The following is a 24993-nucleotide window of genomic DNA, read 5'->3' on the forward strand; positions in this document are numbered from 1 at the left end:
CCGTCCCCGGGGCTCATCCCTCCGGCAATGCATCCAGATGGCACGCCACCCATTGATCGCCTTCGGCGGCGCGGAGCTGCGGCTCTTCCGTGCGACAACGGTCGAAGACGTACGGACAGCGGGTGTGGAAGCGGCATCCGCTCGGCGGATTGATCGGGCTCGGCACGTCGCCGCCGAGGATGATCGGGTTGCGCTGGGCACCCGGCTCGGGCAGCGGCACCGCCGAGAGCAGCGCCTTGGTGTAGGGATGCCTTGGCGCGGCAAAGATCTCCCGGCGCGGCGCGACCTCGACGATCTTGCCGAGATACATCACCGCGACGCGATGGGTCATGTGCTCGACGATGGCGAGGTCGTGGCTGATGAACAGCAGCGCGAGGCCGAATTTCTGCTGGAGGTCCTGGAGCAGATTGACGATCTGCGCCTTGACCGAGACGTCGAGCGCGGAGACCGCCTCGTCGCAGACGATCAGCTCGGGCTCGGCCGCGAGCGCCCGTGCGATCCCGATGCGCTGGCGCTGGCCGCCGGAGAATTCGTGCGGCCGGCGGTTCAGCGCCTCGCGCGGCAGACGGACGGTGTCCATCAGCGCCGTGACGCGCACCTCGAGATCTTCCGCGGATTTGGCGAGGCCGAAATTGCGGATCGGCTCCGCGAGAATGTCGCGCACGCGCATGCGCGGATTGAGGCTGGAGAACGGATCCTGGAACACCACTTGCACGCGCCGGCGCATCTGGCGCATCGTGCTCGGCGCAGCGTCGTCGATGCGCTGGCCGTCGAGGATGACCTGGCCCGAAGTGATGTCGAACAGCCGCAGGATGGCGCGGCCGACGGTTGATTTGCCGCAGCCGGACTCGCCGACCAGCGACAGCGTCTCGCCGCGCGCAATCTCGAAGGACACGCCGTCGACCGCGTAGACCCATTCGGACTTGCGCCCGAACAGACCCTTGCTGACCGGAAAATGCTTCTTGAGGTCGTTGACCTGGAGCAGAGGAGGACTCATGCCGCGACGGCTCCCTTGGCCGCGTAGTGACAGGCGGCGACGTGGCGAGGGCCCTTCTCTTCGAGCCCCGGGGCATATTGGCGGCAGAGATCGGTCGCGAGCGCACAGCGCCCGGCAAAGACGCAGCCGGTGATCGGCTTGCGCAGATCCGGCACCTGACCGGGGATCTCGGCCAGCCGTCTCGCGGTGCCTGTCAGCGACGAGCCAAGCCGCGGCACGGCGCCGAGCAAGCCTTGCGTATAGGGATGGCGCGGCGAGCGAAACAGCTCGGCGACCGGCGCCTCCTCGACCTTGCGGCCGGCATACATGACCATGACGCGTTCGGCGATCTCGGCGACGACGCCGAGATCGTGCGTGATCAGGATGATCGCGGCACCGACCCGGCTCTTGAGGTCGAGCATCAGCTTCAGGATTTGCGCCTGGATGGTCACGTCCAGCGCGGTGGTCGGCTCGTCCGCGATCAGAAGTTTTGGATTGCACGCCAGCGCCACCGCGATCATCACGCGCTGGCGCATGCCGCCGGAGAGCTGGTGCGGATATTCGCGCACGCGCCGCTTCGGCTCGGGAATGCCGACCAGCGTCAGCATCTCGATCGCGTGCGCTTCGGCGGCCTGCTTGTCCAGGCCCTGATGGATCATCAGCGTCTCGCGGATCTGGCGGCCGACGGTCAGGACCGGATTGAGGCTCGTCATCGGCTCCTGGAAGATCATCGAGATGTCGTTGCCGCGGATCGCGCGCATCTCGCGGTCGGACAGTTTGAGGAGGTCCCTGCCCGCAAAGCGGATCGCCCCGGCAATCTTGCCCGGCGGCTCCGGGATCAGCCGCATCAGCGACATCGAGGTCACCGACTTGCCGCAGCCGGACTCGCCGACGATGGCGAGCGTCTCGCCCTCGTTGACATGGAACGACACGCCGTCGACCGCGCGGTTGATTCCGCCGGGCGTCCGGAAGTGGGTCTGAAGGTTCTCGACTTCGAGCAACGCCATCGTGATCAGCCTCGATACATCAGAGGCTCTTGGCCATGCGCGGATCGAGCGCATCGCGAAGGCCGTCGCCGAGCAGATTCACGGCAAGCACGGTGACGGACAGGAAGGCCGCCGGAAAGAACACGATATAGGGCTTGACCTGCCACAGCGCGCGGCCCTCGGCCATGATGTTGCCCCAGGATGGAATGGTGGGCGGCGTGCCCGCACCGATGAAGGACAGGATCGCCTCCGTGATCATGGCACTGGCGCAGATATAGGTCGCCTGGACCAGCATGGGCGCGAGCGTGTTGGGCAGGATGTGGCGCAGGATGATCATCGGCGTGCGCGTGCCGCACGCCACCGCCGCATCCACATAGGGCTGTTCGCGCAGCGACAGCACCACGCTGCGCACGAGGCGTGAGACGCGCGGGATTTCGGCGATGGTGATGGCCAGAATGACGTTGCCGACGCTGCCGCGCGTCAAGGCCATCAGCGCGATCGCCAGCAGGATCGGCGGGATCGACATCAGGCCGTCCATGAAGCGCATCAGGATGCCGTCGGCCCAGCGGACGAAGCCGGAGACGATGCCGATGGCAAGGCCAATAGCGGACGCGAATATCGCAACGGACAGGCCGACCGTGAGCGAAACCCGCGCGCCGAAGAGCACGCGCGAATAGATGTCGCGGCCGAGCACGTCGGTGCCGAACCAATAGTCCGCCGACGGCGCGCGCGTGCGCTTGGCGGGCGCGAGCGCGGTCGGATCGACCGTTCCGAGATAAGGTGCGAAGATCGCGATCAGGACGAGCGTCAGCAGCAGCGCGCCGCCGATGGCGACCGTCGGATGCCCGCGCAGAAAGCCGATGAAGCCGTGCCGGATCTTGACCGGCCGAAGGATCTCCGGCAGTTGCGGCGCGAGGGCGAATCCGGCCGGAAGCGATTGCGGATTGACGGTGGTGTCGGTCAATAGCGGATCCTCGGGTCAACGAGCGTATAGATGACGTCGATCATCAAATTGACGAGGACGTAGACGAAGCTGAACAGCAGCACGATGCCCTGGATGACGGGATAGTCGCGGCGCAGGATCGCGTCGATGGTGAGCCGGCCGAGGCCGGGAATCGCGAACACGCTTTCGGTGACGACCGCGCCGCCGATCAGGAGCGCGATGCCGATCCCGATCACGGTCACGATCGGCACCGCCGCGTTCTTCAGCGCGTGAACAAACAGGATGCCGCCCTGCCCGAGACCCTTGGCCCGCGCGGTGCGGATATAGTCCTGCTGCAGCACTTCGAGCATGGTGGCGCGGGTGATGCGCGCGATCAGCGCGATGTAGACGCAGCCGAGCGCGACCGCCGGCAGAATCAAATTCTCCAGCCAGGGCCAAAAGCCCTGGGCAAGCGGCGTGTAGCCCTGCACAGGAAGCCATTCCAGTTCGAGCGCGAAGATGTAGGCAAGCATGTAGCCGACCACGAAGACGGGCAGCGAGAAGCCGAACACGGCAAAGCCCATGATGACGCGGTCGATCAGGCTGCCGGCCTTCCACGCCGCCACCACGCCGAGCGGCACCGCGACCACGATCGTGAGCAGCAGCGTGACGATCATCAGCGACAGCGTCGGTCCGAGACGCTGCCCGATCATCGTCGAGACCGGCAGATTGGTGAAGATCGAGGTGCCGAGATCGCCGTGCAGGATGCGCCAGACCCAGCTTCCGAACTGGATCAGGAACGGACGGTCGAGACCGAGGCTCTGGCGGATGCGCTCCACATCCTCCGGGCTCGCCTGATCGCCCGCGATCACCACGGCCGGATCACCCGGCGCGATGTAAAGCAGGCTGAACACGAACAGCGCGACGATTGCCATCACGGGCAAGGTCGCGACGATGCGACGGAGGATGTAGGAGAGCATCTGGCTTCAGTGCACGATCATGCGGACTTCGACACGCCCCAGAAGAACGGCAACGGCCCCTTGGTGATGCCGGAGACGTTCTTGCGCCACGCCGTGTAGCTCAGGAAGAACCCGGTCGGCGCATAGACGACGTCATCCATCGCCGCCTTGTTGAGGCGGTTGATGGTGGCCTTTTCCTCGTCGAGGTTCTTGGCCTCGAACCAGGATGTGACCTCCTTTTCGGTGCCGGCGCTGGTGGGCCAACCGAACCAGGCCTTGTCGCCGTTGGCGCGAATGGCGGTGTACGGGGCCGGATTGATGCAGTCCGCGCCCGCATGCCAGGTGTGGAACATGTTCCAGCCGCCCTGTCCCGGCGGCGTCTTCTGCGCACGGCGGGAGCCGACTGTGCCCCAGTCGGTCGCGACGAAATCGACATTCATGCCGAGCTTCTTCAGGAGGTCCGCGGTCACATCGCCCATCGCCTTGGTGATCGGCTGGTCCTGCGCCACCAGACACGTCACCGGCTGGCCGGAATAGCCGCTCTCGGCGAGCAGCTTCTTGGCCGCGTCGAGATCGCGCTTGCCCTTCAGGATCTCACCGCCCACTTCCGTGTAGAGCGGCGTATCCGGCGTGAAGTAGCCCGGCAGCGGCTTCCAGAGCGCGGTGTCGTCGCCGACGATCGCGCGCATGTAGTCTTCCTGGCTCAGCGCCATCAGCACCGCGCGCCGCGCCCGCACGTCGTTGAAGGGCGGATACAGGAAGTTCATGCGGAACGAGCCGACATTGCCGAGCGGATCGCCGATATCGACGCTGATGTTCTTGTTCTTCTTCAGGACCGGCACGAGGTCCGCGATCGGGTTCTCCCACCAGTCGATCTCGCCATTCTGCAACGCGGCAGCAGCGGTGGCCGGATCCGGCATCACCACCCACTCGATGCGGTCGACCAGCATTTGCTTGCCGCCGGCAAGCCACGAGGACTTTTCCTGACGCGGCGCGTAGTCGGCGAACTTCTCGAACACCGCTTTCGCGCCGGGCACCCATTCGCCCTTGGCGAACTTCATCGGCCCGGAGCCGACATAGTCGGCGATCTGCTTGAACGGATCCGTCTGCGCAATCCGCTCCGGCATGATGAAGGCGCACGGCGAGTTGTTCTTGGCGAGCGCATAGAGCAGCTTCGGGAAGGGCTGCTTGAGCACCCACTTGAAGGTGCGGTCATCGACGGCGGTCAACTCCTGCTGGAGCGCCTTGATCATGAGCCCCATCGGATCGCGCGCCGACCAGCGCGTAAGGCTCGCGACGACGTCCTTGCTCAGCACCGGCTCGCCGTCATGGAATTTGAGCCCTGATCGGAGCTTGAACGTCCAGGTCATACCGTCGTCGGTGACTTCCTCGGATTCGACCATCTGACGTTGCGGCTGGAGCGACGAATCGACGCCGTAAAGCGTGTCCCAGACCATCGCCGCGGCGTTGCGCACGACATATTGCGTGCCCCAGATCGGGTCGAAATTGGCGAGGTTGGCCTGCGGCACGAAGCGCAGGGTGCGCGCCGCTGCGCCCTGGGCGATCGCCGGGGCCGAAAGGCCGCCCGTCAATGCCAGACCGCTCGCGCCAGCCAGCCCCTTTAATATGGTCCTGCGATCCATGAAGTCCTCCCAGTAATGCCGTGATGCCGGCCAATCATTGGCCAAGAGCAGGTGAAACCGAAGCCCATTGGCGTGCAAATGGTATGCCAGTAACCAGGCCTTCGCCAGCGGGATCTCATCGCCATTTTGGCCGATCCAGGCCTCAAAGCGCGGCCGCCAGCGTCGGCCCGGTCTCGATATGCGGGATCGCCTCGACCAGCTTCCGCGTGTAGTCGGTTTTCGGATTATCGAACAGCGCCCGGCTCTCGCCCTGCTCGACGATGCCGCCATTGCGCAGCACGATGGTGCGATCGCAGAGCATGCGCACCACGTTGAGATCGTGGCTGACGAACAGCAACGCGATGTCGTTCTCGCGCCGCAAGCGGTCGAGCAGTTGCAGCACCACCGCCTGCACGGAGACGTCGAGCGCGGCGGTCGGCTCGTCCAGCACCAGAAGCCGGGGCCGGCAGGCGATGGCGCGCGCAATGCCGACGCGCGCCTTCTGGCCGCCCGAGAGCTGGTGTGGAAACCGCGGCAGGAGATCGAGCGGCAGTCCCACGCGCTCGGCGCATTCCTCGACCCGCGCGCGCAGCGCCTCGCCTGCCCGCATGCCATCGAGCCGCATCAGGGGATGGGCGATGCAATCGAAGGCCGTGAAGCGCGGGTTGAGGCTCTCATTCGGGTCCTGGAAGACCATTTGAATGTCTTTGCGCAAGGGCGAGCGGTGAAAATCACGCGACGCCACATGGCCGATCGACTGCCCGTCGAACACGATGTCGCCCTCGCTCGGATCGATCAGGCGGCAGATCATCCGCGACGTCGTGCTCTTGCCCGAGCCGGACTCGCCGACGAGGCCGACGCTCTCGCCGCCGGCCATCGTCATCGAGAAGTCCGCGACCGCGGCGGAACCCTGGTCGAAACGTTTCGCAAGCTTGCGCACCTCAAGCAAAGGCGGCGTCCCGTGCGCGAGCTCGGGCCTGGGCTTGCTGACAAAAGTCGCCTGGCGCTCCCGCTCCTCCTCCGTCACGAGATCCTCGATCCGCGACGTCGCGGTCGGCGATGCCGCCACGAGGCGCCTGGTGTAGGCGTGCTGCGGCGTGGAGAAGAGCGTCCTGGGACCAGCCTCCTCGACGATGCGTCCACGCTCCATCACCGCGATGCGGCGGCAATAACGCGCCGCGAGCCCGAGATCGTGCGTGATCAGGATCGTCGCCATGCCGCGCGCCGCGGCGATGTCGGCCAGCAGGTCCATCACCACCTTCTGCGTGGTGACGTCGAGGCCGGTGGTCGGCTCGTCGGCAATCAGCAGTGCGGGATTGCAGGAGATCGCGATCGCGATCATGACGCGCTGGCACATGCCGCCGGAGAGCTCGTGCGGATAGGCATTCATCCGCGTCTCGGGGTCGCGGATCTGGACGGCGCGCAGCAGCTCCAGCGCTTCGGTGCGCGCGGCGTCCTTCGATATCCGCTTATGCGTGAGGATCGCGTCCGCGATCTGCAGGCCGATCGCCCGGATCGGGTTGAGCGCCGCCCGCGGATTCTGGAAGATCATCGACATCGCGGCGCCCTGGAGATGACGGAGATCGTCGCCCCGGAGTTTTGTCACGTCCTGCCCGCGAAACAGGATCTTGCCGCCGGTGACGCGCCCGGCCGCATCGAGCAGCCGCGTCGTCGCAAATCCGGTGACCGACTTGCCAGAGCCGCTCTCGCCGACGAGGCCGAGCATCTCGCCGGCCTTGGCCGTGAGCGTCACGCCGCGCACGGCCTCGACCATGCCGCGCCGCGTCGAGAACGAGACGTGGAGATCGTCGATCCTGAGCAGTTCTTCGCTCATGTGCGCATGCGGGGATCGAGAATGTCCCGCATCCCGTCACCGAGCAGATTGAAGCAGAGCACGGCGAGCATCAGTGCGAGGCCCGGGAAGGCCACCAGCCACCACCGTCCGGTCGAGATGAAGCGCGCGCCCTCCGCGACCATGATGCCCCATTCCGGCGTCGGCGGCTTGACGCCAAGGCCGATGAAGGACAGGCCCGCGGCGTTCAGAATGGCCCAGCCGAGGTTGAGCGAGATCTGCACCGCCATCGCCGGCAGGATGTTCGGCAGCAGGAAGCGCAGCACCACCGAGAAATGGCTCTCGCCGCAGGCGCGCGCAGCTTCCACCCAGCCGACATTGCGCCGGACGTTGACCTCGGCCCGCGCGAAACGGATGTAGAAGGGAAGATTGATGATCGCGGTCGCGATCACGATGTTCTCGATCCGGTTGCCGAGCGCGGCGACCATCGCCATCGCCAGCACGAACAGCGGAAAGGCCATCATGACGTCGACGAAGCGGCCGACGCCACGGTCGAGCCTGCCGCCGGCATAGCCGCAGAACGCACCGACGACGGCACCGATCACGAAGGAGATGCCCACTGCCGAGACCGCTATGGCAAGGTCGAGCCGAGCCGCGATGACGAGGCGGCTGAACACGTCGCGCCCGAGCTGATCCGTGCCGGCGATGTGCGCCGCGCTCGGCGGCAGCAGCGCTTCCGAGACATTGGAGGCAACGGGATCGTAAGGCACGATCCAGGGGCCGAAGATCGCGACCAGGACGAACAGCAGAACGCCCACCGCCGCGACCGCCGTGAGCGGATTGCCGCGCAAGATCCAGACCGAATGGCGGAGGGTTGCGCTGGTCATTCGATCGACACCCTGGGATCGGCGATGCCGTAGCAGACATCGACCACCAGATTGACCAGCACGAACAGGCTCGCCATCAGCAGCACGAAGCCCTGCACCGGCGCATAGTCGGAGGACAGCAACGCATCGAGCGCGTAGGAGGCAACGCCCGGCCAGGAGAACACCTTCTCCACCAGGACATTGGCGCCCAGCATGGTCGAGAACACGATGCCGGCGATGGTGATGACGGGGAGGATCGCGTTGCGCAGCGCGTAGGTGACGACGACCTTGCGCCAGGACAGCCCGACGGAGCGCGCGGTGCGCACGAAATCGCTGCCGAGCGACACCAGCATCGAGGCGCGCGTGATCCGTGCCAGCGGCGCGATGACGAACAGGGCCATGCTCACGGCCGGCAGGACCAGCTGCTTGCAGGCCGCCCACCAGCCCTCGACATCGCCGGCCAGCAGGAAATCGATCGACAGAAAGCCGGTGCGCTGCGGCGGCAGCGAGGTGAAGACATCGATCCGCCCCGTGGGATCAGGCGCGAGCCCAAGCAGGTAATAGAAGACATAGATCAGCAGCAGGCCCGAGACGAAAGTCGGCACGCAGACGCCGAGCGCGCAGAACAGCCGCACGCCGTGATCGACGATCGATCCCGGCCGCAGCGCCGCGATGACGCCGAGCGGCACCGCTGCGATCAATGCGATCAGGAGCGCGGTGAAGGTGAGCTCGAGCGAGGCCGGCAGCCGCTCGCGCAAATCCTTCAGCACCGGCTGCCCGGTCATCATGGAGCGGCCGAAATTGCCGTGGCCGATGTCGGAGAGATAGTACACGAGCTGCTCCGGCACCGGCCTGTTGAGCCCCATCTGCTTGCGGATCTGCTCGATCTCCTCCTTGCCGGCATTGGGCCCGGAGGCGAAGAACACCGCGGGATCGCCGGGCAGGACGCGCATCAGCAGAAAGGTGAAGACCAGCACGCCGAACAGCGCCGGCAGCGACGACAGAAGCCGCCTGCCCGCCCGCACCATCGTTGCGCCAAGTCCGGTCATCACCTTTCAGAGCCTCTCTCGTTTGCCGATCTCACTTGCGGCTGACGTCGCGATAATCCACCTGGCGATGGAACTCGTAGGTATAGCCTTCGATCGACGACGCCATCACCGCGTCCTGGTTCGGCTGCCACAGCGGGATCTGCGGTATCTCGCTGAAGTGGATGGCGTTGAGCTTGCGGCCGTCCTCCTCGTATTTGGCCTTGTCCGGCTCGAAGCGGGCTTCCTGCGCGATCGCGGCGATCTCGGCATTGTTGATGGAGCTGTAATTCCAGCGCTGATTGCCGGTGTAGAAGTTGCGGTAGAAATAGTCGGTCGAGGGCAGCCAGGCGACAATACCCTCGGTGAAGAACGGCAGCTTCTTCTCGTTGATCTGCGTCGACATCTGCGCATCCGGCAGTTTCTGAATGTCGACCTTGATCCCGATCTTCGCAAGCGATTCCTTCACCAGCGAAGCCATCGGCTCCGCCGTCGAGGCCTGGCCGACGTTGAAGCTGAACGTGGTCGAAAAACCTTCGGGAAGGCCGGCGGCCTTGAGATATTCGCGGGCCTTGTCGAGATCGGTCTTCACCGGCGCCTGGAACGGATAGATGCCGTTCGCCGGCTTGCCGTCCGGCCAGTTCGCGCCGAACAGCGGCGCGCCGCGGCCGAACAGCGCGGCCTTGAACATGTCGTCATAGGGCAGCGCAAAGGCGATGGCGCGGCGGACATTGACGTTGTCGAAGGGCGGGATCTGGTTGTTCATCGAGACGAAGGTGATCGCATTGTATTGCGGCGTCGAGATCACCTTGAGCTTGCCCTTGGCCTCGAGCGACTGCACGTCGCTGGCCTGGAGATCGACGACGATGTCGGCATCGCCGCGCTCGACCAGGTTGGCGCGGGTCGCCGGCTCCGGCACGGACTGCACGATCACGCGCTTGAAGAAGGCGGGCTTGTTGGCCGAGCCGCGATTCCAGGCCTCGTCACGCTTGAGGATCACCTGCTCGCCCGGCTTGAAAGTCTCGACCACATAGGCGCCGCTGCCGGCGGTGTGCTCCTTGAGCCAGGCGGTCGCCCAGGGATCATCCGCCGTCGCGTGCTCCTTGGCGACCTTCGAGTTGATGATCATGGGATAGACGGTCGCCAAATTCGGCAGCGCGAGCTTGTCGGGCTTGGGCAGCGTCACCTCGATGGTGAGCGGATCGATCACCTTGAACTGGTCGGCCGAGGTCAAGGAGCCGGTCAGGAGCTGCGCCTTGCCGAGGATCGGCGCGGTGACGCAGCGATCGAGCGACCATTTCACGTCCTCGGCCGTCACAGGCGAGCCGTCCTGGAATTTTGCGTCCTTGCGCAGGCGGAAGGTGAGCTTCAGTCCGTCGGGACTGACGTCGTAGGATTCGGCGAGCTCGCCGGTGATCTTGTCGAGATCAAACACCCATTTGCCGTTGAGCTCCTTGCGGCCGAACGCCACCAGCCGGTCGTAGGTGCTCATGCTCAGCGCGAAGGACTCGCGCGTCGAGCCGGGGATGTTGGGATCGAGCGTGTTGACCGATGCGCCCGTCACATAGCGCAGCGTTTCCGCCCTGGTTTGGGCCTGCGATGGCGCGTTCGCGATGAGCAGAAGCGCGACTGTGGCGAGCACGGAGGACGCCGGCCTGAAAGACACAAAACGCATTCGTTTTTCCCTGAATTTCGACAAGAACGCCAGCAAGGCAGGTTAAGAAACAAGCAAGTTGCGCGCCAGTCTCACGGCGCGCTGGTGGGGAGCTTCGTCGCGGCGGCGCATGGATGATCATCGCGTTTCCCCCGTTCTTCGCGCCGGCCGCCTGACCACGGCCTGCGGCACGTCATAGGCGCTGAGCGAAGCCCAGTGTCGCGCGACATCGGCGCGGAACAGGCCGCGCGTCAGGCCGTGGACCAGCTTCGGGACGGCGGTCGTCATCGCGTTGATCGACGATCCCGACGGACCGAAGCTCATTGTGGAGGCGATGGCGAAGAGATGGATGTCGGAAATCCACGGCGTCTCGCCGGCTACGCGCTCGGTGAAGGCGTAATCGTCGGCGAGATAGGGAAAGCGGCCGAGCCGTTCGTTGCGCTCGCCCTCCGGCGGCTGATAGCGGTCGGCCCAGGTCGCGATGTTGCCGGCGAAGGTGGAGAGCTCGCCGCGCCCGACAAAGTTCACGTCGATGCCGGTGCCGCAAATGACGAAATCCGCCACGATGGCGCCGCGCGGCGTCTGCAATTCGACGCCCTTACCCGTCTCCCGGGCCGCCTCGACCGGCGCGCCCTCGTGCAATGTGAAATTGGCGTGACGCCCACAGCGATCATAGGTCGGCTGCGGAAAGCCTTCCCGCATTTCGAGGATGGTGCGCATGAAGCGCCAGCGCCAGGCATCGTCGAGATCGCTGAGATGGCGCAGGAAGCCGCGAAAGGTCAGCCAGCGATAGGGCTGGATCACCTGGATCTGCGCGCGGCGGCAGAGAAGATGTACCTCGGCGGCGCCCGCCTCCAGCGCGGTCGCCGCGTTGTCGAAGGCGGATGCACCGGCGCCGATCACGACGACGCGCTTGCCGCGGAGCTTTTCGAAGTCGATGTCGTCGGCGACGGTCGCGACCGAACTTGATGGCAGATGGCGGAGCGGCTCCGGGATCATCCAGTCGCCCATTCCTTCCTGCCCCGTCGCCAGCACGATCTTGCGCGCATGGAGGGTCTCGACGCCATCGGCGCCCTTCACGCGCGCAGCGATCAACCCGTCGGATGCAGGCACAATCTCCAACAGCTCGCAACCGTTGCGCACCGGCAATCCGATCGTGCGCCGCAGCCAGAGTAGATACTCGGCCCAATGGCCGCGTTCGATCAGTCCGAGCTCCTGCCAGCTCTCCTTGCCGAAGCGGGCTTCGTGCCAGGACTGGTAGGTCAGGCTGGGAATGTCGAGGTCCGGGCCCGTGTAGTCCTTCGGGCTGCGCAGCGTCGGCATGCGGGCATAGGTGAGCCACGGGCCCTCCTTCCCCTCCTCGGCCTTGTCGAGCAGCAGGATGTTGCTGACGCGGGAGCGCATCAGGCCGAAGCCGATGGCGATGCCGGACTGACCGGCGCCGACGACGAGAACATCGAGCGCCGGCTTGCCATCAGGCCCGATCTTCGGGTCGAGCCACGCCGCGCCTGGATGCGCGATCATGGCGAGATCGGCGCGAATATCGGCTTCGAGCTCTGTCAGCGCGTCACTCATGCCGCAAGCCAGCCTCCGTCAACCACCATCACGGTGCCCGTCGTGAACGAGGACGCATCGCTGGCGAGATGCAGCGCCGTCTGCGCGATCTCCTCCGCCTGGCCGAACCGCTTCATGGCATGGCGGTTGCGGGAGGCTTCACGCACCTCCTCCGCATTGGCGTGACGGGCAAAGCTGCGGCGAAGCATCGGCGTGTCGATCGCACCCGGCGCAATCGCATTGACGCGAATGCCGTCGGTGGCGAAGTCCACGGCCATGGTCCGCGTCAGGCTGACGATCGCGCCCTTGGCGGCGATATAGGCGCTGTTGCCCTTGCCGCCGGCAATGGCGAGCTGCGATGCCAGCGTCACGATCGAGCCGCTCTTCTGCCGCTGCATGTGAGGCACGGCGGCCCGCGCCCACAGCCAGGTGCCGCCGACATTGGTGCGGAACACCGCGTCCCAGTCGGCCGGATCGGTCGTCAGCACCGTGCCGCCGCAGGAGAAGCCTGCCGCGGTCATGAGGATATCGAGGCGGCAGTGTCGTGCGACGACATCGCCGACGACGGTCTCGGCGAATCCAGCGTCACCGACATCACCGACATGCGTCGTTGCCTCGCCCACAAAGCTCAGCGTTTCCCGAAGGCCATCGGCATCGCGATCGACCAGAGCGAGGCGCGCGCCCTCCTCCGCAAACAGCTTTGCGCTGGCGCGGCCAATGCCCGAAGCTGCGCCCGTGATGATGGCCGTACGCCCCTGCAGCCGCATCTCAGATCCACTCCTTGTGCTGCTTCAACCAGGCGCTCATGGCGGCGGCGGACTCGGCGCAGCCGAACCGGGCGCGCCAGCCGAACTCGTCCGCCATTCGCGTCACCGACAGCGGCGCACGATAGGGTCCGTGCAACTTGATGACAGTTTTCTCTTCGGGCGCCGCGAGCCGGCACTCGAGGCCGGGATGCAACGCTGCAAAGGCCTCGCCCCATTGCAGCGCCGGCCATAGCCCGCCGCTGGAGATGCTGTAGAGCCGATGGCGTGGCCGCTCGGCTTCGATCAGGACCGCCACGGCTTCGGCTGCATCCGGCGCGTAGATCCAGTCCCGCATGCCCGGTTCAGGCATGACCGCGGGCTCACCACGCGCGAACGCGGCCAGGATCTGGTACTGGAGGCTTGGCGTGTCGCGCACCGAGCTGGGTCGCTCCCACGGGCCGAACAAGGCGCTCAGTCGCACGCTCAGGAAATCGCCGCCAAAGAGCTCGGCATGGCGCGCGACAGATCGTTCCGAGGTGAATTTGCTGATGGCGTAGAACGAGACCGGATCGCAAGGCGTGTCCTCGTCCAAAATCTCGACCCGGGCACCCGCGGCGCCATAGGCCGATGCCGACGACAGATTGACGACCCGGCGCACGCCATGGCGGATCGCGGAGAGCAGGATCGGGATTTGCGCCATCACGTTGATTTCGAGCACGCGCGCCGTCGACGCCCGTTCGAGATCATCGCCGGCCGTCACCGCGGCGCCGAGCACGATCGCATCAACGCCTTCGGCAATGAGGGCGTCGATGGCTTCTGCGTCGGTGATATCGCCCTGCACGGCTTTGAGCCGTGCACCGTAGTCAGCCAGAGATCGCCGCGCGGATGGCGGTAACTCCGCGCGGTCATACAGCGTCACGTCGTGACCGCGCGCGAGCAGCGCCTCCGCAACATTGAGGCCGACAAATCCCGTGCCGCCGAAGATGACGATCTTCATCGCGCGCGATCCACCGTCACAGCAGCTTCGCTCCAAAATTCCGCTCAGGATCCATGTCGGCGACGAGCCGGCCGGTGGGCCTCGCCGCCTCGCCGCCGCTGCGCGCAAGGAACTTGCCGCTTCCGGCGCTCGCGAGGCACTTGTTGCCGTCGACGACAACGCGGCCGCGTGACAGCACGGACACCGGCCAGCCCTTCAGCTTGCGGCCCGCGAACGGCGTATAGCCGGTGAGGTCATGCATCATCTCGTCGGCAACCGTGACCTCGCGGTTGGGATCCCAGATCGCGATATCGGCATCGGCTCCAACAGCGATCGAGCCCTTGCGCGGATGCAGATTGTAGATCTTGGCCGGCGCCGTTGCGGTCAGCTCGACGAACTTTTCCAGGCCCAACCGGCCCTTCGACACCATCGCGTCGAACAGCAGCGGCAAGCGCAGCTCCAGCCCCGGCAGGCCGTTGGCGACCTGCTTGAAGTTGGGATTGGGGCCGGCGCGCAGCTTGCCGGTCTCGTCGAAGCGATAGGGCGCATGATCCGACGAGATGGTCTGGAGATCGCCGAGCGACAGCGCCTGCCACAGCGCCTCCTGGTCCTGATACGTGCGTGGCGGCGGGCTGCACATCCATTTGGCGCCGTCCGCGCCGGGCTTGTCGAGATCGGCGGCGGTCAGGAACAGATATTGCGGACAGGTCTCGGCGAACACCTTGAGCCCCTGCCCGCGCGAGTCGCGGATCACCTTGGCGCCTTCGGCCGTCGAGACATGGAAGATCATGATCGGCTGGTCGATCAGCGCCGCCATGCCGATCAGCCGCGTGAACGCTTCCGCTTCCGACACGCGGGCGTGGCTGACGGCGTGGTATTTCGGCAGCGTGTAGCCGCGCGCGAGCAGGCGCTTCACCATCCAGGCGATGATGCCGTGGTTCTCGGCGTGCGCACACAGCATCGCGCCGGACTGCCGCGCGGCGAGGAGGATGTCGAGCAGCGGCTCGTCGTCGACCTTGAGCCGGTCGTAGGTCATGAAGATCTTGATCGAGGCATGGCCTTGCTTCACCAGTGCCGGAATGTGCTCCTCGACCGTCTCCCTGGTCGCGTCCGCAATGATCATGTGGAAGGCGTAGTCGATCACCGCGCCCTTCTTCGCCAGCGCGTGATAGTCCTCAACCACCCGCGGCAGCTTCATGCCGACATGCTGGGCGGCGAACGGGATCACCGTGGTGGTGCCGCCAAAAGCGGCGGAGACCGTCGCGCTCTCGAAAGTGTCGGCATTCATGATGCCGGCGGCCGACAGCTGCTCGATATGGGCATGGCTGTCGACGCCGCCGGGCAGCACCAGCTTGCCGCGTGCGTCGATCTCGCGCTTGGCGGCTGGAAGGCCGCGGCCGACGGCTGCGATGGTCTCGCCGGAGATGGCGACATCGGCCTCGAACACATCGGTCGTGGTGGCGACGCGGCCGCCGCGAATGATCAGGTCGTAGGTGGGTTCAGTCATGAGGCACTCCGTGATAGCCTGAAGTCAGGTGATCGCCATTTCGCAGGAAGACCAGCATGTCCCGGCCGCGCATTCTCGTCATCAATCCGAACTCCAATCCCGCGGTCACGCAAGGGCTGGAGGATGCCTTGAGGCCGCTCGACTTCGAGCGCGGGCCGGAACTGGTCTGCCAGTCGCTGGCCGAGGGTCCGTTCGGCATTGAAAGCCAGGCCGACGTCGACAGTGTCGCGATGCCGCTGCGCCGGCTGGTGGAAAGCGACAACAGCTCGGCTGCCTTCGTCATCGCCTGCTACAGCGATCCCGGTCTTCAGGTCTGCCGCGAGGGCACCGACCGGCCCGTGTTCGGCATCGCCGAGTGCGGCGTGCTGACGGCGCTGGCGCGCGCCGAGACCTTTGGCGTCATCGCCATTGCCCAGCGTTCGATCCCCCGACACATGCGCTATCTCAGGCAGATGGGACTGACCGACCGCCTCGCCGGCGAACGGCCGCTCAACATGAGCGTTGCGGAAATCGCCTCGGGCGAAGGCACTTTGGCGAAGATGATCGACATCGGCCGCTCGCTGCGCGATGAGGACGGCGCCCGCGCCATCGTGATGGGCTGCGCCGGCATGGCGCGTCACCGCCGCCCGCTGGAAGACGCGCTTCGTATTCCCGTGATCGACCCAACACAGGCGGCCGTCACCATGGCACTCGGAGCGGTGCAGTTCTCGGCTCACTAGGCGTCCTTCAGCTCATTGGCGTCCTGCCGCGCGAGCCATTGCGCATGGCTCTCGCGCACAAGCGCAAACGTATCCCGCTGCGTCGTATAGAGACTGCCGAACATGCGGCCGATCGGCCGGTAGGCGTCGAGATCGACATACATGTTGGCCTCGTCGACGAGGCCCTCGCGGGCGTGAACCCGGAGCACTTCCCCGACCAGCAGCTCGCGATCGGGCGAGAAGGTCAGCACGACGTGGCGCCGGCACTCCAGCGCAAAGGGTGCCGCGGCAAGGCGCGGCACCTTCACATCGATGGAGGGCAGCGTGGCAAGCCCGGTCGCGGCGACCTCGCTGTCGCCGGAGGGAAAATCGACCGCGCAGTCGTTCATCGCCCCCGACAGCGCCTCATCCACCATGTGAACCACGAACTCGCCGTCGCGGTGGATGTTGCGGGTCGTGTCCTTCGGGCTGTGATCCGCCTTGTGCTGAAGCCCCAGCACGATCAGCGCGGGGCTCTCGGAGAAGACGTTGAAGAAGCTGAACGGCGCGGCATTGACCGCCCCGTTCTCGTCCAGCGTCGTCACCAGCGCGATCGGCCGCGGCACCACCACGCCGCAGAGCAGCTTGTAGCGGTCGCGGGGATCGAGCTCGCGCAGGGGAATGCCCGATGAGTCCTTGCCTGCCATCGGCGTCACTTCTCCGGCGGCGGCACCGCGCCGGTTTGGCTGGTGATCAGGCCATAATGCTCGATACGGCGATGCCGGGCGAAATCGAAGATCGTGGTCTTGCCGAAAATGGTGGCATCGAGGTCGCAAGCGTGAACCAGAACCTCGTCGTCCTCCGTCCTTGCCTCGGCGACGATCTCGCCGTTGGGATCGACGATCAGGCTGCCGCCGAACAGCGGGTGTCCATCCTCGACGCCGGCCTTGCCGACCGCGACCACCCAGGTTGAATTCTGATAGGCGCCGGCCTGCACCGAGAGGCGATTGTGAAACAGGCGCTTCTCGACGCCCTCCTCGCTCTTCTCCGCATTCACGGACGGCGTGTTGTAGCCGATCAGCACCATCTCGACGCCCTGCAGGCCCATCACGCGATAGGTCTCGGGCCAGCGCCGGTCATTGCAGATGGCCATGCCGATGATGCCGCCCAGCTCGCGCCAGACCTTGAAGCCGAGGTCGCCCGGCTCGAAATAGCGTTTCTCCAGATGCTGGTGGGAGCGCTTGGTGTCGTATTCCACATGGCCCGGCAGGTGGACCTTGCGATATTTGCCGACGATCTTGCCGGACTTGTCGGTGAGAACGGCGGTGTTGAAGTGACGGCCGTCGGGCGTCAGCTCGGCATAGCCGAAATTCATCGCCATCTGATGCTGCGCCGCGCGCTCGAACAGCGGCCGCGTCGCCGCGCCCGGCATCTCGCGTTCGAACCAGATGTCGAACTCGGCCCGGTCCTCCACATACCAGCGCGGAAAGAACGTCGTCAGCGCCAGTTCCGGATAGACGATCAGATCGGCGCCCTTCGCCTTGGCTTCGTCCATCAGCGCGATCATGCGCCTGACCACGGCCTCGCGGCTGTCGGCTTTCTGGATCGGGCCCATCTGGGCGGCGGCGACATTGACGATGCGCATCAGCGAATTCCTGGTGATTTCTTGGGGGAAGCCGCAGCTTCAGTGATTGTCCGGCGCCTGCAGCATAACGCAGCCGCGCGTCGCTTTACCAGGCGGGCGCACCTCATGCGGTCCGCCCCCATTCGGCGTCCTGCAAGAGCCGCCAGTTGATCTTGTTGCTTGCCGTGCGCGGCAGGGACTCGACGAAGACGACGGCGCGCGGCGCCTTGTAACTCGCCATCGCGCCGCGCGCCCAGCCGACGATGTCGTCCGCCGACGTCGTCGCGCGCGCCGCCTCGTCCAGCACCACCAGTGCCTTGACGGTCTCGCCGCGATAATCGTCCGGCGCCGAGACGATGCAGCACTCCCGGATGGCGCGGTTCTGGTACATCGCGGCCTCCACTTCGGCCGGCCACACCTTGAAGCCGCTGACATTGATCATCCGCTTGAGGCGGTCGACGGCGAAGAAATAGCCTTCGACATCGCGATAGCCGAGATCGCCCGTACGCAGGAACCGCTTGCCTGAGAGTTCGATGAAGGACTCGGCTTCGGCTTGCGGCCTGTTCCAGTAGCCTTGCAGCACCTGCGGGCCGTGCACGACGATCTCGCCGACCACGTTGTCGTCGAGCTCGATCAGGCTCTCGGGATCGACGATCCTTGCATCCGTCTCCTGCACGGCGATGCCGAGGCATTGCCGCTTCGGCGCGGTCATCGGATTGAGGTGGGTCGGCGACATCGTCTCGGTCATGCCGTAGCCTTCGACGAAGTCGAGGCCGAAGCGTCCCTTCAGCCGCTCGGCCACCGCCGTCGGCATCGCAGCGCCGCCGCCGGTCAGCACCTTCAGCTTCGCAAAACATCGGTCGCGGAACCGGGCGCTTGCGAGCACGTCGACGATCATGGTCGGGGCCGCGTTCCAGAACGTCACGCCATAGGTCTCGAACAGGTCCGGGAGCAGATCCTTGTCCCAGCGCGCCATCAGCAGCAGCGTGGCGCCGGTGACGATGGCCGCATTCATCGAACCTTGCATGCCCGCGACGTGGAACAGCGGCATGAAACCGGTCATCACGTCATCGCCGTCGAGCCCGTACCAGCGCGCCTGCAACACAGCCGTGAACAGCGCGCTGCGATGGCTGTGCATGCAGGCCTTGGGCTTGCCTGTCGTGCCCGACGTATAGGGCAGGATCATGAGATCGTCCGGGCCCGCGGTCATTGCGCCGGGGTGCACGCCTTGTGCGATTGCGGACGACCAGGAGTGCCAGCCCGGCGACGTCGGCATCTCCGACGGCGCTTCGGTCACGCAGGACGGCAGCGTATAGGGGGTCGCGACCGGAACCTCGTCGCGATACTGCGCGACGATCGCATGCGTGATGGCTTCACCCATCAGCGGCGCAAATACTTCGCTGAGCTCGCTTCCGATGATCGCGACCTTCGCACCGCTGTCTGCGGCGAGATAGTCGATCTCGACGGTCTTGTTCATGGGATTGACCGGCACGATCACGGCGTCCGCCCGCATCGCAGCGTAATAGGCGATGACATATTGCGGCGAATTCTGAAGCGCGATCATGACGCGGTCGCCGCGCTTCACGTCGCAAGCACCTTGCAGGAAACCCGCCAAGGCGTCGACGCGGTCGCGCAATTCAGCGTAGCTCAGGCTCGCGCCGTAAAATACCGTCGCCGGATGCGACGGCCGGTCATTCGCCGCGCGTGCCAGCGCGTCGTAAAGGGTCCCCTCGGGCATCGCGAGATGCCAGGGTTCATCCGCCGGCCAAGCCGGCGAGCGACGAGGTGTTGCGTGGTCCGCGCTCACCCGTGCTCCTCGTCGGCAATATCGAGGCCGTGGTCGAGCGCATCGAGTAGCTGCTCAGCCTCGCGTGCGGAGATGACAAGCGGCGGCGCCAGGAACAGCGAAGTCTGCTCGCCGCTGGTACCGATCACCGCGCCGGCCTCCAGCGCTCGCTCCGCCACACGCGAGGCGATCGGCACCTCCGTGGTGTCGGCATGCCAATTGCGCCAGTCCGGGCCGTGCAGCTCGACCGTCCAGTGCAGCCCCTGCCCCGCCACGCGCTGCACGCTCGGATGTTTCTGCGCGATCGCGAGCAGGCGGCGAGTAAAGAGCTTCTCAAGCGTCTGCACATGCTCCAGAATCTTGTCGTCGCTGACGACCTTCAGATAGGCGCTGACGGCGGCCATGCTGATGGGATGACCGCGCAGCGTGCCGTAGTTCTGCCAGCTCGTGCCCTTGAGCCGCTCGACGATATCTTTCGACACCACGACCGCAGCGACGGCGGCCGCGCCGCCGCCGAGCGACTTCCCGAGCGTGACGATGTCGGGGCGGCTTTCGGCGCCCTGAAATGCGAACCAGCGTCCCGCGCGCCCTGCGCCGGTCACGACCTCGTCCGCGATCCAGTACGAGCCCGCCTGCCGCGCACAGCGCGCCACCTCGTCCTGATAGGCGCCGTCGTAATAGATGCCGCCCTGCGTGTAGTCGATGATCGTCGCCGCGGTGTCCGAGAGCAGGCGCGGGGCATCCGCCAGATATTCGCTCGGCGGTGTATTGTTGGCCGGTGCGCCGTAGATCGCGCCATCCGGCGCCGGGAGAATCCGCACCGGCGCCATCGGTGCCGGTAGCTGCGAGCCGCCGCTATGCACCGCCAGCCCGCCATGCCATTGCGGCTGCACCGTCATGCTGCGCGACAGGCCGGTGATGCCGTGATAGGCGCGCTCGCGCGTCGCCAGTGCCGAACGCTGCGTCAGCGCCTGGCAGAGCGAGAGCGCCATGTCGTTGGCCTCACTGCCGCTGATGCAGAAGCGGACCGCGCCAACCCAATCCTCTTCACCCCTAAACGCAGTGGTCATCAGGTCGTCCGCGGCCTGTTCACGGCCGACCCAGGTCCACCCTTCGTTCACGACCGGCGTATCGGCTGCACGGCGGATCGCCTCCACCATCGCGGGATGACGATGCCCGAGACCGCCGCCGGTGTTGCTGCCGTCGATGAGCTTGCGGCCGTCCGCGAGGTGAAAGTAAACGCCCTCGCCGCCGACCACGGCCATCGGCGCGCTGTCGCCCGCATTCAGCCCGGTTCGCAACAATCTGCTCATCGTAATCCCCTCACTCCGCAGCCGCGGCGCCGTAGCCGCCGCCACCGCACATCTCGATCGTGACGAGATCGTCTTGCTGCAACACAAGATTTGATTTGCCGTCGATCGCAACGTTTGCGCCCTGCCGGAGCAGCGAGATGCGGCAGGCCTTGCCGGCCTCGCCGCCCTGCATGCCGAACGGCGCAATCACCATGCGCTCGATGCAGGTGGTCAGATGCATCGAGGGTGCGAGGATGCGATAGGTGCGTACGGAGCCGTCACCGCCGCGATGCGCCCCCGCGCCGCCGGAGTGCCGGCGAATCGCCTGCTGCTCGAGGCGGATCGCGTAGCTCGCTTCGATCACCTCGACCGGTGTGTTCGAGGTGTTGGACAGATGCACCCGGGTTGCCGACATGCCGGCGCGATCGTGCCGCGCGCCTTCGCCGCCGCCATGGACCTCGTAGAGCATCTTCCAGGAGCCGTTCGGCCGCGGCTCGGCAAAGAACAGCACGCCCGCGGTGGTCGCCCCGCCGGCCGACAGGCGTTCGGGAATGGTGTGCTGCATGGCGCGGAAGATCGCATCGACGATGCGCATGGACGTCTCGTGGTTGCCGGCGGCAACGGACGCCATCCAGCCCGGCTCCAGGATCGAGCCCGGGCGCGTGATGATGGTCAAAGGCCGGAGCGCGCCCGCATTCTGATGCATGTCGCGCCCGCTCATGATGCGCGCGGCATAGGCCACTGCCGAGCGCGCCATGAACGGCGTCGTGTTGCAGAAGTTGGAGACGCGGTCGCAGCTTCCTGACAGGTCGAAGGTCGCCTCGTCGCCCGCGATGGTGATCTTGACGTGGATCCGCGCCGGGGCGTTGTTGACGCTGCCGTCGTCGAGATAGTCCTCGCCTTCGTAGACGCCATCCGGCAGCGCGCGGAGCGCCTCCCGCATCTCGATTTCGGAGAGATCGTGCAGGCGCGACTGCGTCGCCATGAACACCGCCTTGCCGTGCTCCCGGCAGAGCTCGACGATGCGGCGCTCGCCCGCCTTGGTCGCCGCGATCTGCGCGAGCAGGTCGCCCTCGCAGGATTCGGGGTCGCGAACGTTGGCCTTGAGCAGCTGCACGATCGGGACGTTGACGCCGGCCGCGGTCGCGATCAGCACCGGCGGAATGCGCATCGCCTCCTGGAACGTGTCGATGGCCTTTGCGAAATAGCTGCCGGGCCAGGTGCCGCCGATATCGGGCCAGTGCGCGAGGCTGACCGCGAACGCCACGATCTCGCCGTCAACGAAGACGGGACGCACGACCTTGACGTCGTTGAGATGATTGCCGCCGAGCGCGCCGACATTGTAGATCAGCACGTCGCCGTCGTTCAGGGTCTCGATCGGCACGACCTTCAGAAGTTCCGGAACGGTGTAGGCCATCGCACCGAGATGGATCGGGATGTCGCGGCCCTGCCCGACCAGGCCGCCGCGGCCATCCGTGATCGCCGATGACAGATCGCCGGCCTCGCGCAGCAGCGGCGAACGCGCCGAGCGCGTCATCACCAGGCTCATCTCTTCGGCGGCGGCGGAAAGCCCGTGCCTGATGACTTCGACGACGAACGGATCGAGCTTCATGCCGCCCTCCGCGTCAAGAACAGATTGCCTGTTGCATCGGGCCTCGCCTGCCAGCCGGGCGGCACCACCACCGTGGACCAGGCGTCTTCGATGATGGCGGGACCGCTGACGATGTCGGTCATTGCGGCGCGGTCAATGATCGCGGTTGCGATGTCGTGGAAGCCGTCGAACGAGCAGATGCGTCTGCCGGTGGACACCGCGCGGGCCACGGTCGCCGGCCGGCTGACAACGGTCGTCGACGGACGGCGCGCCTGCACCCGCACGGATTCGATGACGCAGCTCTCCTTCGTCGCATAGCCGAACAGCTCGTGATGCCGTGCCAAGAAGTCCTTCTTGAGCGTTCCGGCGTCGAGCGGCAGAGCAAACGGAACCGGAATGGCGTCGTTCTGTGCCGCGTAGCGCATCAACGCCACCAATTCGACCTGGATCTCCGCCTTCGCGACGCCGTTGGCGATCAGCGGCGCCGATGCATCGGCGATCAACGTCCCGATCCGCTCCGATACCCGCGCGAGATCGATGCCATCGAGCGCCGCGCGAAAAGTCTGCTGCTGGAGGAAGCTGAAATCGGCGGTGAGACAGCCCAGCGCCGAGAACGCGCTCGATGCGCTGGGCACGACGACCGCTGCAATCCCGTAGAGATCGGCAAGGCCCGCGGCATGCATCGGGCCGCCGCCGCCGAAGGCGAGCAGCGTGCAGTCGCGCCCGTCGATGCCGCGCTCGACGGTGACCCGGCGGAGCGCACGCGCCATCGTCGCGTTCGCGACCTTGATGATGCCGAGCGCCGTCTCGGTCAGGCTCAGTCCAAGTGCGCGGGCAATCGGCGCGATGACGTCAGCGGCGGCCTTGATGTCGATCCCGATGCGGTCGCCGAGTTTTGTTTCGGGATTGAGATAGCCGAGGACCGCGTTGGCATCCGTGATCGTCGGCTCGGTGCCACCGCGGCCGTAGCAGGCCGGCCCCGGCTCGGAGCCGGCGCTCTCCGGCCCGACCGTCAGGCCGCCCGGACAGTTGCGCACGATCGATCCGCCGCCGGCACCGATGGAATGAACCGCGAGCATCGGCTGGCGCAGCGGCTTGTCGCCGAGCATGCGGCCGTCGGTCATCTCGGCCTGGCCGTCCACGATCAGGCAGACGTCGGTCGTGGTGCCGCCCATGTCGAAGGTCAGCATGCGCGATGTGCCGAGCTGCCGCGCGATGCTGACGGAGGCCGAGACGCCGGCCGCCGGGCCCGACATCGCCATCACCAGCGGCCGCCGCTTCACCGCCGAAATCGGGATCATGGCGCCGGCCGAATGGAACACCTGCAAGCCGGCTCCGATCGGCAGCCGCTGCTCCAGCTCGCTCAGATATTCCACCGCGATCGGCATCGCGGCCGCATTGAACACGGTCGCCGAGGTCCGTTCGTATTCGCGCGCCTCGGGATTGACCTCGTGCGACAGCGAGACGTGGGCAACGATGTCCTTGAGACGCTCGCCGAGCATTTTTTCATGCACCGGATTGGCATAGGCATGCAGCAAGGCCACCGCGACGCTCTGCACGCCGGTCTGTTTCAGCCACGCCACCAGACGCTCGATCTCCGATTCATCCAGCGCCTTCAGCACCCGGCCCTCGTGATCGAGGCGCTCGGCGAGCCCGAAACATCGTTCGGGCGGCACCAGGGGCGGCGATTTCGGCGGAATGTCGAGACGGTAGAGATCGCGGCGGCGATAGCGCGCGATCTCCAGCACGTCGGCAAAGCCTTCGGTCGCGACCAACGCCACCTTCGGCAGCCGGCCCTCGACGATGGCGTTGGTGACGCGCGTGGTGCCGTGGACGAAGCGCTTGACCTCGCTCTTGCGCAGGCCCACCGCCTCGATGGCCTCGAGCATCGCCTGAACGGGTGCCTGCGGACGCGACGGCACCTTCGCGATCCGTGCCTCCGCGGAGCCACGCCGGATCGCGATGATATCGGTGAAGGTGCCACCGATATCGGTGCCGACTTCCCAGTGATTTTCGGAATCGCTCATGTGCAGGGTCAGCTACGGATGACGTCCTGACCGGACGCCGGGTCTTTCACGTCCATCGCAACGTCCAATGCCAAACCGAGACCGCTCATCATGCATCCCCTGTCATGCCACCATGAGCGAGCGTGCGACAGAGCGATGGGCTCGGGATAGGGCCAGAGTTGTCGCAAACCACTAGGCCAGCGCGCGAGCGACGCCGCGCACCGCGCCACCTGCTGCACGTTTTGGTGCAGCGGTGCCCGCGCAGAGAGCACATCAACGAGGACTGTTCCACGGGGGAAAAGTGCAGCGCACCACGGATTTCCCCGCACAAATCATGACGCCCGCTGCACCGCAATCGGAGCGCTCAAGATCGTCTGTCTAATTTGCAGGCGATCGAACGGCACTGTGGGATATTCGCCGCCTATGAGCTAT

20 protein-coding genes are annotated in these 24993 nt (G+C 66.0%); 1 reads left to right on the forward strand and 19 read right to left on the reverse strand.

What is annotated here, in order from left to right; all coding sequences use genetic code 11:
• Window positions 1-13: 13 nt before the first annotated feature.
• From BM118_RS08730 to hydA, 13 genes are all read right to left on the reverse strand, one after another.
• Window positions 14-997 carry an ABC transporter ATP-binding protein gene (locus tag BM118_RS08730; protein WP_092184041.1) on the reverse strand — a complete coding sequence of 328 codons (984 nt, stop codon included), beginning with the start codon at window positions 995-997 and terminating at the stop codon, window positions 14-16.
• Window positions 994-1983 (reverse strand): ABC transporter ATP-binding protein, encoded by a 990-nt coding sequence (locus tag BM118_RS08735; RefSeq protein ID WP_177234110.1) that lies wholly within the window; start codon window positions 1981-1983, stop codon window positions 994-996. Before BM118_RS08735 ends, BM118_RS08730 begins: the two co-directional genes overlap by 4 nt.
• A 19-nt stretch (window positions 1984-2002) precedes the next feature.
• Window positions 2003-2926 carry an ABC transporter permease gene (locus BM118_RS08740; RefSeq protein ID WP_092184045.1) on the reverse strand — a complete coding sequence of 308 codons (924 nt, stop codon included), beginning with the start codon at window positions 2924-2926 and terminating at the stop codon, window positions 2003-2005.
• The gene (locus tag BM118_RS08745) at window positions 2923-3864 is read right to left on the reverse strand and encodes an ABC transporter permease (RefSeq protein ID WP_027548944.1); all 942 of its coding nucleotides are present in this window, start codon (window positions 3862-3864) and stop codon (window positions 2923-2925) included. Before BM118_RS08745 ends, BM118_RS08740 begins: the two co-directional genes overlap by 4 nt.
• Before the next feature lie 17 nt (window positions 3865-3881).
• A complete protein-coding gene (locus tag BM118_RS08750) occupies window positions 3882-5486 on the reverse strand; it encodes an ABC transporter substrate-binding protein (RefSeq protein ID WP_092184047.1) in 1605 nt (534 codons plus the stop codon).
• Between the two features lie 142 nt (window positions 5487-5628).
• Window positions 5629-7299, reverse strand: coding sequence for a nickel ABC transporter ATP-binding protein NikE (nikE, locus tag BM118_RS08755; protein WP_092184049.1), 1671 nt, complete (start codon window positions 7297-7299; stop codon window positions 5629-5631).
• Window positions 7296-8144 (reverse strand): ABC transporter permease, encoded by an 849-nt coding sequence (locus tag BM118_RS08760; protein WP_092184051.1) that lies wholly within the window; start codon window positions 8142-8144, stop codon window positions 7296-7298. The genes nikE and BM118_RS08760 overlap by 4 nt, the downstream gene beginning before the upstream one ends.
• Entirely contained in the window at window positions 8141-9175 is a 1035-nt protein-coding gene (locus BM118_RS08765; protein WP_092184053.1) for an ABC transporter permease, read from the reverse strand. The genes BM118_RS08760 and BM118_RS08765 overlap by 4 nt, the downstream gene beginning before the upstream one ends.
• 28 nt (window positions 9176-9203) lie before the next feature.
• Complete coding sequence (locus BM118_RS08770) at window positions 9204-10823, reverse strand: ABC transporter substrate-binding protein (RefSeq protein ID WP_092184055.1); 1620 nt, start codon at window positions 10821-10823, stop codon at window positions 9204-9206.
• A 117-nt stretch (window positions 10824-10940) separates the two neighbouring features.
• Window positions 10941-12377 carry an NAD(P)-binding domain-containing protein gene (locus BM118_RS08775; protein WP_092184057.1) on the reverse strand — a complete coding sequence of 479 codons (1437 nt, stop codon included), beginning with the start codon at window positions 12375-12377 and terminating at the stop codon, window positions 10941-10943.
• Window positions 12374-13123: an SDR family oxidoreductase gene (locus BM118_RS08780; RefSeq protein ID WP_092184059.1), complete on the reverse strand. Its 750-nt coding sequence runs from the start codon at window positions 13121-13123 to the stop codon at window positions 12374-12376. The genes BM118_RS08775 and BM118_RS08780 overlap by 4 nt, the downstream gene beginning before the upstream one ends.
• Window position 13124: 1 nt before the next feature.
• Window positions 13125-14099: an NAD-dependent epimerase/dehydratase family protein gene (locus BM118_RS08785; RefSeq protein ID WP_092184061.1), complete on the reverse strand. Its 975-nt coding sequence runs from the start codon at window positions 14097-14099 to the stop codon at window positions 13125-13127.
• A 16-nt stretch (window positions 14100-14115) separates the two neighbouring features.
• On the reverse strand, window positions 14116-15585 hold the full coding sequence (hydA, locus tag BM118_RS08790) for a dihydropyrimidinase (protein ID WP_092184063.1): 1470 nt from the start codon (window positions 15583-15585) through the stop codon (window positions 14116-14118).
• A gap of 56 nt (window positions 15586-15641) precedes the next feature.
• On the opposite strand from hydA, the gene BM118_RS08795 reads away from it, so the two are divergent.
• Window positions 15642-16304, forward strand: coding sequence for an aspartate/glutamate racemase family protein (locus BM118_RS08795; RefSeq protein ID WP_092184065.1), 663 nt, complete (start codon window positions 15642-15644; stop codon window positions 16302-16304).
• On the opposite strand, the gene BM118_RS08800 is transcribed toward BM118_RS08795, so the two are convergent.
• The 6 genes from BM118_RS08800 to BM118_RS08825 form a co-directional block, all read right to left on the reverse strand.
• On the reverse strand, window positions 16301-16969 hold the full coding sequence (locus tag BM118_RS08800) for a flavin reductase family protein (RefSeq protein ID WP_177234112.1): 669 nt from the start codon (window positions 16967-16969) through the stop codon (window positions 16301-16303). The genes BM118_RS08795 and BM118_RS08800 overlap by 4 nt on opposite strands.
• 5 nt (window positions 16970-16974) lie before the next feature.
• The gene (locus tag BM118_RS08805; protein ID WP_092184069.1) at window positions 16975-17907 is read right to left on the reverse strand and encodes an N-carbamoyl-D-amino-acid hydrolase; all 933 of its coding nucleotides are present in this window, start codon (window positions 17905-17907) and stop codon (window positions 16975-16977) included.
• A gap of 103 nt (window positions 17908-18010) precedes the next feature.
• Window positions 18011-19693, reverse strand: coding sequence for a long-chain-fatty-acid--CoA ligase (locus BM118_RS08810; RefSeq protein WP_092184071.1), 1683 nt, complete (start codon window positions 19691-19693; stop codon window positions 18011-18013).
• Window positions 19690-20985 (reverse strand): aminotransferase class III-fold pyridoxal phosphate-dependent enzyme, encoded by a 1296-nt coding sequence (locus BM118_RS08815; protein ID WP_092184073.1) that lies wholly within the window; start codon window positions 20983-20985, stop codon window positions 19690-19692. The genes BM118_RS08810 and BM118_RS08815 overlap by 4 nt, the downstream gene beginning before the upstream one ends.
• A gap of 10 nt (window positions 20986-20995) precedes the next feature.
• Window positions 20996-22576 carry a hydantoinase B/oxoprolinase family protein gene (locus BM118_RS08820; RefSeq protein ID WP_177234113.1) on the reverse strand — a complete coding sequence of 527 codons (1581 nt, stop codon included), beginning with the start codon at window positions 22574-22576 and terminating at the stop codon, window positions 20996-20998.
• Window positions 22573-24582, reverse strand: coding sequence for a hydantoinase/oxoprolinase family protein (locus BM118_RS08825; RefSeq protein WP_092184077.1), 2010 nt, complete (start codon window positions 24580-24582; stop codon window positions 22573-22575). Before BM118_RS08825 ends, BM118_RS08820 begins: the two co-directional genes overlap by 4 nt.
• Window positions 24583-24993: the final 411 nt, after the last annotated feature.

This window comes from Bradyrhizobium sp. cf659 (genome assembly GCF_900113725.1).
GTDB lineage: Bacteria > Pseudomonadota > Alphaproteobacteria > Rhizobiales > Xanthobacteraceae > Bradyrhizobium.

What these genes read in the sequence shown, in the direction of transcription:
- BM118_RS08735 (WP_177234110.1), bottom strand. Translation starts at nt 1,983, where the DNA reads ATGGCGTTGCTCGAAGTCGAGAACCTTCAGACCCACTTCCGGACGCCC.
- BM118_RS08780 (WP_092184059.1), bottom strand. Translation starts at nt 13,123, where the DNA reads ATGCGGCTGCAGGGGCGTACGGCCATCATCACGGGCGCAGCTTCGGGC.
- BM118_RS08745 (WP_027548944.1), bottom strand. Translation starts at nt 3,864, where the DNA reads ATGCTCTCCTACATCCTCCGTCGCATCGTCGCGACCTTGCCCGTGATG.
- BM118_RS08770 (WP_092184055.1), bottom strand. Translation starts at nt 10,823, where the DNA reads ATGCGTTTTGTGTCTTTCAGGCCGGCGTCCTCCGTGCTCGCCACAGTC.
- BM118_RS08760 (WP_092184051.1), bottom strand. Translation starts at nt 8,144, where the DNA reads ATGACCAGCGCAACCCTCCGCCATTCGGTCTGGATCTTGCGCGGCAAT.
- hydA (WP_092184063.1), bottom strand. Translation starts at nt 15,585, where the DNA reads ATGACTGAACCCACCTACGACCTGATCATTCGCGGCGGCCGCGTCGCC.
- BM118_RS08775 (WP_092184057.1), bottom strand. Translation starts at nt 12,377, where the DNA reads ATGAGTGACGCGCTGACAGAGCTCGAAGCCGATATTCGCGCCGATCTC.
- BM118_RS08825 (WP_092184077.1), bottom strand. Translation starts at nt 24,582, where the DNA reads ATGAGCGATTCCGAAAATCACTGGGAAGTCGGCACCGATATCGGTGGC.
- BM118_RS08805 (WP_092184069.1), bottom strand. Translation starts at nt 17,907, where the DNA reads ATGCGCATCGTCAATGTCGCCGCCGCCCAGATGGGCCCGATCCAGAAA.
- nikE (WP_092184049.1), bottom strand. Translation starts at nt 7,299, where the DNA reads ATGAGCGAAGAACTGCTCAGGATCGACGATCTCCACGTCTCGTTCTCG.
- BM118_RS08800 (WP_177234112.1), bottom strand. Translation starts at nt 16,969, where the DNA reads ATGGCAGGCAAGGACTCATCGGGCATTCCCCTGCGCGAGCTCGATCCC.
- BM118_RS08785 (WP_092184061.1), bottom strand. Translation starts at nt 14,099, where the DNA reads ATGAAGATCGTCATCTTCGGCGGCACGGGATTTGTCGGCCTCAATGTT.
- BM118_RS08815 (WP_092184073.1), bottom strand. Translation starts at nt 20,985, where the DNA reads ATGAGCAGATTGTTGCGAACCGGGCTGAATGCGGGCGACAGCGCGCCG.
- BM118_RS08820 (WP_177234113.1), bottom strand. Translation starts at nt 22,576, where the DNA reads ATGAAGCTCGATCCGTTCGTCGTCGAAGTCATCAGGCACGGGCTTTCC.
- BM118_RS08795 (WP_092184065.1), top strand. Translation starts at nt 15,642, where the DNA reads ATGTCCCGGCCGCGCATTCTCGTCATCAATCCGAACTCCAATCCCGCG.
- BM118_RS08730 (WP_092184041.1), bottom strand. Translation starts at nt 997, where the DNA reads ATGAGTCCTCCTCTGCTCCAGGTCAACGACCTCAAGAAGCATTTTCCG.
- BM118_RS08750 (WP_092184047.1), bottom strand. Translation starts at nt 5,486, where the DNA reads ATGGATCGCAGGACCATATTAAAGGGGCTGGCTGGCGCGAGCGGTCTG.